The sequence below is a fragment of the Bradyrhizobium sp. genome, from assembly GCF_019244115.1.
Taxonomy (GTDB): Bacteria; Pseudomonadota; Alphaproteobacteria; order Rhizobiales; family Xanthobacteraceae; genus Bradyrhizobium.
On the sequence record NZ_JAFATE010000866.1, the window covers coordinates 1 to 5,388 of the forward strand.

A 5,388-nucleotide genomic window follows, 5' to 3' on the forward strand; every position below is an offset into this window, starting at 1 on the left:
CGGAACTGAAATCATCTTCGGTGGCTTGACGTAGACAACCTCGAATCGGGGGAGGCCACGATGAAAGCAGCGAAGATCGTGTGGGCAGGTCTTTTGGCGGGTCTTGGGGCCGCGACCCTGTTGATGTCGGCAGCTTCCGCCGAACAAAGCATGTCAGGCATGATTACCAAAATCGACCGGCTGAACGGCACGGTCGCGATCCAGCAAATCCAGAACGGCACCGTCGGGGCGAACACGGGCGGCGCCACCGAATTCAAGGTCCAGGATCAGGGCGCGCTCGAGAGCGTGCATGCTGGCGACCGGGTGACGTACTCCATCGGAGACGACGCCAAGATCATCACTAGGCTGCAGAAGCAGTAGCGCTCACATCCCTGGCCAAGCCCATGGCTCATCATGCCCGGCATTGTGCCGGGCATCCACGTCTTGCCTCTTGGTGATCAAACACGTGGATGGCCGGGACAAGCCCGGCCATGACGAACGAGGAAAGATCGGCGCCTGCATCCATTGAGACCAGAGTCTATTGCTCGCCGTCCGGTCTCGGCTCCGGCTGCGACTCAGCGAGCGGCAGGTTGGCGCGGGCCCAGCCGTCCGTTCCCTCCGGATACCACGCGACGTCGCTGTATCCGTAAGCGAGCGCGCGCTTGGCGGCGTTCCACGACATCCAGCAGTCGCTGAGGCAGTAGATCACCAGCGGCGCCTGCTTGTTGCCGCCGGAGGCGCGGGCGAGACCTCGCCGCAAATAGCCTTCCGTCGCAGGCGCGAGGATCCCATAGCCGGTGTCAGGCAGCCAGATGCTGCCGGGGATGTTCTGTCGCGGCTTGTCGCGCCACACCGTGCCGGGCGGCAATCCTTTCGGCTTTGGCGCGCGCGGCAGCACATCGACGAACACGCCGCTCTTCGCGCGCCAGATCGCCTCGGCCTCCGCCGTCGTCAGCACGCGCGCACCGGCCAGTGTCTCCGGCACCGGGCTACGGTAGTCGTCGGTGCGATAGCCTTCGGGTTCGACGACCCAGTCTTGTGCCCGTGCAGGCGTCAGCAGCGTGATCGCGGCAATGATCGGGGCCAAAACCTCCGAGACCATTGCCCTCCAGCTCATTGCGGCTTGGTCGCGGCAGTGACGATCGGATGATCGCTCTCATCGAGTAGCGGGACGCCGAAATCGAGCAGGATCTGGTTGATGTCCGCCTGGTTCTCCTGGATCAGGCGGTTGAGCTGCCGTTTCCAGTTCTGATCGGCGGCGCGGACTCCCATCCCGATGCGATAGACGAGTTTTGGCCCGGTGGTTTCCTTGACCAGAGGCGTGACGTGCAGTTGCGCCTTCTTGGCGTAGAAGCCGGCCATCGGCCCCCACAGCACGCCGGCGTCGATCGCGCCCGATGTCAGATCATTGATCATCGCTTCCGCCGACGAGTCCACCCTTGTATCGATCATCAGCGGATAGGGCTTTGCATTCGCCATCAGCCCGGCCAGCGCCATGTTGGTTGCCGGCGGCGTGCCCGCGACGATGCCGATATGCTTGCCCTTCAGGCGCTCGTCCTCCAGCGTCGTCACGTCCTCGAGCCCCGAGCCCGGCTTGGCGATCAGGGCGTACGCCGTGCGGTAGTACGGATTGGTGCCCTGAACGAGGTCGTCGCCCTGCGGAAAACCCATGATGACGTCGCAGCGATGCGAGCCGAGCGTCACGCGCACGAAACCCGTCGCCTGCGGGAAGAAGGTGTAGTCCAGCTTCTTCGACAGTTTTGCAGCGAACAGTTCGGCGATCTTGTTTTCGAACCCCTCCCCTTTCTCGTTGGAGAACGGCATGTTGCGCGGGTCTTCGCACACCCGCAGCACTTTTGGATCGACGAGCTCGATCGAGAGATCGCCGGCATCGCTGTTCTGCGCGCGCGCAAGATCGCGGCCGCCGAACGTCGCAGCCATCGCAACGAGCACGATCAAGAGGCGACGTTGCACCAAAATATTCATCGCGAAATTCTCTTCCGGTTTGAGCAAGACCCCTGTTGCAAAAATGCTATGCTCCCCGACTGGGCCACGCAACAGGAATAATCCTCGCAAACCAACGGGCTTGCTGCGATGCGAAGCAGTTCACGAAACGGTGTCGTCGGTCCATACGCATGGCGCGCTGTTAGCCGCGTCCTCGTTGCTGCTCTGCTCGCATTCGCCGGCGCAATCGCGCTGGCGCGCGCCGGAGAGCTCACGCTGCCCATGCGCGAGATTGCGCCCGGCCTGTTCGTCTTCACGGGCGGGACGGCGTTGATGACACAAAAGAACAACGGCGCAATCGCCAATCTCGGATTCATCATCGGCGACGACGCGGTGGCCGTGATCGACACCGGCGGCAGCGTCTTGGAGGGACAACAGCTCCTGTCCGCCATTCGCGCAAGAACAGACAAACCGATCCGCTACGTCATCAACACCCACGGCCATCCCGATCACGTGTTTGGAAACGCCGCCTTCGCGAGGGAGGGTACAACTTTCGTCGGTCACAGGAACCTGCCGGCCGCGATGGCGGCGCGAGGGCCTTTCTATGTCGACGCCTTTCGCCGCACCATGGGCGATGCGCTGATCGACGAGGTCCGCATCATCCCGCCGACCCTGCTGGTCGATGACACGCTCGAACTCGACCTCGGCGGGCGAAAACTCGAGCTCAAGGCCTGGCCGACGTCGCATAGCGACAACGACCTCACCGTGATGGACGAACGCACAAAGATTCTGTTTGCGGGCGACCTCGTGTTCCTGACCCACATTCCGGTAATGGATGGGAGCATCAAAGGTTGGCTGAAGACAATAGCGGAACTTGAAAGCATCTCAGCGGAACGCGTCGTCCCCGGCCATGGGCCGGTCGCTCCCTGGCCGGCCGCGCTTGGCGACGAGCGCCGCTATCTGACCACGCTTGCCACGGAGGTCCGCGCCATGATCGCGCGCGGCGAGCCGATCGCCGCCGCCGCCCATGCCGCCGCCTCGGAAAAGTCGAATTGGCAACTGTTCGACGACTACAATGCGCGCAACGCGACTGCAGCATTTTCCGAAATTGAATGGGAATGATCGGCACCATCCCCTATATTGGGGTGACTGCGTCGAAGCCTGTGAGGAGCGCGACCATGCCGCGATCGCTTTTGCGCCTGCTTTGTGCGGCCAGCCTGCTGTTCGCTGCGTCAGGACTGCGGCCTGGGACCGCCGAGGAGTATGACCCCTGGCCCGGCCTCGTTCAGGACATTTTTGCCAACCGGCCGATGCAGGACGGCAGCGACGTCCTTGGTATCGAGATGCCCTACCGCGCCGAGGATGCGGCGATCGTGCCGGTCACCCTTCGCACAAAACTCGCGCCCACCGACACGCGCCGCATCCGCAACATCACGCTCGTCATCGACCAGAATCCGTCGCCGATGGCGGCGAAATTCTCGCTGGGTCCCGACGCCGGCGTGTCGGAGATTTCGACCCGCGTGCGCGTCAACAACTACACCAACGTCCATGCGGTCGCCGAGCTCAGCGACGGCCAGCTCTACGTCATCAAGACCTACGTCAAAGCCTCCGGCGGCTGCTCGGCGCCGGCTGCGAAAAATCCCGAGGAGGCCAAGGCCAGGATCGGGCAGATGCGTTACCGGCAATTCGCGAAGCCGGGCGAGGGTCCGACCAGTGGCATGCGCGAGGCCCAGATCATGATCGGCCATCCGAACAATTCCGGCCTACAGATGGACCAGCTGACCCAGCTCTACATCCCGGCGTTCTTCATCGACCAGCTCAAACTTTTGCAGGACGATGATCTGGTGCTCGCGGTCGAAGGCGGCATCTCGATCTCCGAAGATCCCAACATCCGCTTCACCTATGTCTCGAACGGTGCAAAGCATTTTCGCGCCGAGGCCAGGGATACCCAGGGCCATGTGTTCCAACACGACTGGGACATCGACCAGTCGGGAATGTGATCGTTGGCGACAGACTCTCCGCAGTCAGCGCGATCGATTGTGCTAAAAAAATAGATCCGCAAGCGCGCCTGGCTCCCTTCCCCCTTGCGGGGAGGGGTTGGGGGTGGGGGTCCCCGGATTCAGTTCGCCGTAGGCTACCCCAGCCCTCCCCCCGCAAGGCAGGGCAATCGCATATGGCGTTTGAACGCTGGCAGTGCGCTCCCTCCCCCGCTTGCGGGGGAGGGCTGGGGTGGGGGCATCGTGCGAAAAAAGCTGCAGCTGAGGCCGGGGCGGCCCCCACCCGCCGCGCAAGCGCGCCGACCTCCCCCGCAAGCGGGGGAGGCAAACGGAGAGAGCGCCACTCAAATGCGACAGCCCTCCCCTGCAAGGGGGGAGGGAGCGCACCGCCGATGCCGCGGCAGTTTTATCCTCTCATCAATCAGAAGCACACCACACGTCATCACTCAGAAACACCGCACCTCCGCTTCGGCCTGTGCGCGGCGGAGATCGTTGAGCACGCTGGCCGCCTGCGGTGAACTGCGGAATTGGCCCGCGAGGGTGCTGCGGACCTGCGACATGCTGAGCACCGTCTCCGCCTCGACATAGCGGTCATAGGGCAGTAGCGACGCGACCACATCGATCGAGCAGGAGCATTGCTCGATTGCTTGGCGCGTCTCGCCATTGGCCTTCAGGCAGCCGAACACGTATTCTGCACGCGCCGCGGTCGGATAATCGTTCGTCTCTTCGGCCGACGCCGTCGGCGCGCCGGCCATCAGCGCAGCGACGACGAGTCCCATTGATGCCGACAATGCCACTCTGGTCATGGCCGTCCTCCACCGTCACAACCAAACTAGGCGATCGCAGCTGCGCTGAAAAGCAGCGTTTGAGACCGAGGCCGCAATACCTGCGGTCTGCAATTGAGCCCTGCAAATGAGACTTGCAAAAACCCAGGCCACGTTCGACTTTGGTATTGAACCTCATGACGACCATCGGACGCCTGTCGTGAGTGGAGCACCTCCGGAGAGTAAAGATGTCACGTGCCCTGATCGCCCTTGCCGTCCTGTCGATCGTCATGCCGGTAAAACTGCTCGCGCAGGGGAAGGGCATCCGGTTGTGGAATCTGACCACAGCGACGATCACGGGCTTTGAGCTGTCGCCGGCCGGCAAGAATGCCTGGGGTCCCAACCAGACCCTGAACGACAAGGACAAGGAAGTCGACCATGACGAGCGGCTGCGCATCACGGGCATCGAACCGGGCCGCTACGATGCGAAGGTGAGCTACGGCACCTTGAGACAATGCTTTGTGCGCGGCATCGAAATCAAGCCGGAGGCGGTGTTTTCGATCAGCGACAAGGATCTGACGGACTGCAGCAAATGACCGCCCCGGTGTTCACCTCTCCCCGCTTGCGGGGAGAGGTCGGATCGCGCTTGCGCGATCCGGATGAGGGGGACTCTCCACAAGCTCAGTGCCGCGGCTGCCCCTCAC

At 63.0% G+C, this 5,388-nt stretch carries 7 protein-coding genes; 4 read left to right on the forward strand and 3 right to left on the reverse strand.

Features of this window, described 5'->3' with window-relative positions; genetic code table 11:
* Nucleotides 1-60 precede the first annotated feature (60 nt).
* Nucleotides 61-360: a copper-binding protein gene (locus tag JOZ76_RS36440; RefSeq protein WP_291706210.1), complete on the forward strand. Its 300-nt coding sequence runs from the start codon at nt 61-63 to the stop codon at nt 358-360.
* A 157-nt stretch (nt 361-517) separates the two neighbouring features.
* On the opposite strand, the gene JOZ76_RS36445 is transcribed toward JOZ76_RS36440, so the two are convergent.
* Together JOZ76_RS36445 and JOZ76_RS36450 are read right to left on the reverse strand one after the other, a co-directional pair.
* Nucleotides 518-1,081: a PQQ-dependent catabolism-associated CXXCW motif protein gene (locus JOZ76_RS36445; protein WP_291706211.1), complete on the reverse strand. Its 564-nt coding sequence runs from the start codon at nt 1,079-1,081 to the stop codon at nt 518-520.
* Nucleotides 1,082-1,092: 11 nt separating this feature from the next.
* Entirely contained in the window at nt 1,093-1,920 is an 828-nt protein-coding gene (locus JOZ76_RS36450) for a substrate-binding domain-containing protein (RefSeq protein WP_291706215.1), read from the reverse strand.
* A 153-nt stretch (nt 1,921-2,073) separates the two neighbouring features.
* On the opposite strand from JOZ76_RS36450, the gene JOZ76_RS36455 reads away from it, so the two are divergent.
* On the forward strand, nt 2,074-3,045 hold the full coding sequence (locus tag JOZ76_RS36455) for a quinoprotein relay system zinc metallohydrolase 2 (protein WP_291706212.1): 972 nt from the start codon (nt 2,074-2,076) through the stop codon (nt 3,043-3,045).
* Between the two features lie 56 nt (nt 3,046-3,101).
* The gene (locus JOZ76_RS36460; protein ID WP_291706213.1) at nt 3,102-3,923 is read left to right on the forward strand and encodes a quinoprotein dehydrogenase-associated SoxYZ-like carrier; all 822 of its coding nucleotides are present in this window, start codon (nt 3,102-3,104) and stop codon (nt 3,921-3,923) included.
* Between the two features lie 443 nt (nt 3,924-4,366).
* Here the strand turns inward: JOZ76_RS36460 and JOZ76_RS36465 are convergent, their stop codons facing one another.
* Nucleotides 4,367-4,699 carry a hypothetical protein gene (locus JOZ76_RS36465; RefSeq protein WP_291706216.1) on the reverse strand — a complete coding sequence of 111 codons (333 nt, stop codon included), beginning with the start codon at nt 4,697-4,699 and terminating at the stop codon, nt 4,367-4,369.
* A gap of 233 nt (nt 4,700-4,932) precedes the next feature.
* Between JOZ76_RS36465 and JOZ76_RS36470 the strand changes: the two genes are divergently transcribed.
* Nucleotides 4,933-5,280: a hypothetical protein gene (locus JOZ76_RS36470; RefSeq protein ID WP_291706214.1), complete on the forward strand. Its 348-nt coding sequence runs from the start codon at nt 4,933-4,935 to the stop codon at nt 5,278-5,280.
* The last annotated feature ends 108 nt before the right edge of the window (nt 5,281-5,388 follow it).